The sequence below is a fragment of the Streptomyces sp. NPDC006265 genome, assembly GCF_040613555.1.
GTDB lineage: Bacteria > Actinomycetota > Actinomycetes > Streptomycetales > Streptomycetaceae > Streptomyces.
This window is the reverse complement of the sequence record NZ_JBEXSH010001238.1, coordinates 1-533: the sequence shown is the minus strand read 5'-3', so window position 1 is coordinate 533 and position 533 is coordinate 1. Positions and strand designations below refer to the sequence as shown.

Here is a 533-nt window from a genome sequence, read left to right as displayed (position 1 = left end):
CATGAGTGAGTCAGCTGACACGTCATGCCTCGTCGCAGGCCAGCCCCGCCACATCTACCTCCAGGCCATGGCCGCCATGGGCATGCCCCGCTGCGGCACCCAGCCCACTGCCCCGGCCGCGCCCGTCGTGCCGACCGCGACCGAGACGGCCGCGCCCGTGCCCGCTGCCGTCGGACCGGCTCCCGCCCCCCAAGCGGTCACCGCACCACCGGTCGCCACACCGGCACGCGCGCTCCCAGCTGCTGCTCCCACGTCTCCCGTTCGTCCCCCGGCCGTGGCGCGCCGCCCGGGCACCGCCACCAGTTCGGCCTTCCGCCGCAAGACGGCGAAGAAGCCGGCCGCCAAGGCGGTGGCCCCCGAGCACGCCGACGGTCCGCTGGCCGTCCTCGACATCACCGACGGCGCCCTGACCGCGCACCTCGTCGACGGCCGCACCATGCCGTGCCCGGCCAGGACCCTCCAGGCCCTGGCCGCGTGGGCACTGGACAAGAAGAAGATCCGCCTGGGGGCAGCCAAGCTCCACGACAATGGGT

The 533-nt window shown here is 74.7% G+C and carries 1 pseudogene; it reads left to right on the top strand.

The annotated features are described in order from the left end of the window. Window position 1: 1 nt before the first annotated feature. Window positions 2-533, top strand: a pseudogene (locus tag ABZ281_RS47525) (hypothetical protein); the annotation flags it as partial.